Annotated in this window: 2 protein-coding genes; both read right to left on the reverse strand. The window is 44.1% G+C overall.

All coding sequences use genetic code 11. From position 1 onward, the window contains the following. The coding region (locus F6K23_RS40665; RefSeq protein ID WP_293166907.1) for an Hpt domain-containing protein at positions 1–295 on the reverse strand (295 nt) is incomplete at its 3' end. A gap of 135 nt (positions 296–430) precedes the next feature. Further along, on the reverse strand, positions 431–1,330 hold a 900-nt coding region (locus F6K23_RS40670; RefSeq protein ID WP_293166909.1), incomplete at its 5' end, for a methyl-accepting chemotaxis protein.

The raw sequence follows: 1,330 nt of genomic DNA on the forward strand, positions 1-1,330 counted from the left end.
TGCAATCGTAAGCTTTTAGTAGCAAATCCTCTAACTCAACGTCAATTTCAGTGTTTTTTTCATAGAGAGCTTGGAAAACATTCTCAAGGGAGTGTGCTAAGTTCCCAATACTGTTTAAACCCACACAAACTGCCCCTCCTTTGAGAGAATGAGCAATGCGCATCAGGTCGTGAATTTTTGAGATACTAGAGTCTCTCCTGAGATTTAACAACCCTTCTTCAAGAGCTTGTAATAGTTCCCGCGCCTCCTGGAGGAAAAATTGATAGGACTCTTGAGATTGGAAGTCAGAAACCATAACTTGTCGCAGTTTTCACTTGAGGGAACTGTGGGAGGAGAAATTAAGAATAGGGAGGTGTGGGAGGAATGAGTGTATATACTCATTCCCTGTTTTCCTCTCCCTATCCCCATCTCCCCATCTATTTCAATATTCCTACTCATTCACCTTGAACTTAGCCACACTTTCTTGGAGTTCCTCTGCCACTCCTAGCAGCTGAGAGAAAGAATTTGCTACAGCAACAGATTGATCGGAAGTCTTTTGAACAATTGCTTCAATCTCCTGCATGGTAGTTGATACAGAGGCTGAGGTTTGGGCTTGGACGTAAGAGGCTTGAGCCATCTCCTCAACTATTGTCCTAATTTGACCACTAACAACAGCAATGGAAGTTAGTTTCTGCCTAGTTGTTTCCACCAATTCAGTTCCGGTAATTACCTGTTCTCGCCCAGCTTCCATCGCCATTACCACTTGATTAGTTTCTGCTTGGATTTCCTCAACAATTTGTTCAATTTCTTTGGTTGCTGCAGTTGACTGTTCTGAGAGAGACCGCACTTCTTCGGCAACTACAGCAAAACCTTGACCTTCTTGCAAGGAACCTTGAGCCTCAATTGAGGCATTCAAGGCTAAAACGTGGGTTTGACTTGCCAAATCCCGAATCAGATTCAAAACCCTGGATATCTTTTGTGAGGAATCGCCCAAGCGCTTGACCTTGTGAGCGGCTGTCTCGACAGTTTCTTGAATTGCTAGAATACCATCTACAGTGTAGTTCATGGCTTCATCTCCTTCTTGGAGAGCTTGATCTGCCTGCCCAACCTTCACTTTAGCTTGCCTAGCATTGAGAGCTACCCCCTGGATTGAGTCTGTCATCGCCTGAATTTGAGTAAGGGCAGTGGTTATAGCTTGGGCTTGTTCTAGAGCCTCTGCCGAAAAATTCTTAACCTCTGTTTGAGAACCTTGAGCAGTTTTACTCACAGCTTGAGATGCCGATTGCACTTGCAACACAATCTGTCGCATGTTTTCGATGATCACATTGATAAAATCAGCGACTATACCAGA

Origin of the sequence: Okeania sp. SIO2C9 (genome assembly GCF_010672455.1) — a bacterium.
Lineage (GTDB): Bacteria > Cyanobacteriota > Cyanobacteriia > Cyanobacteriales > Microcoleaceae > Okeania.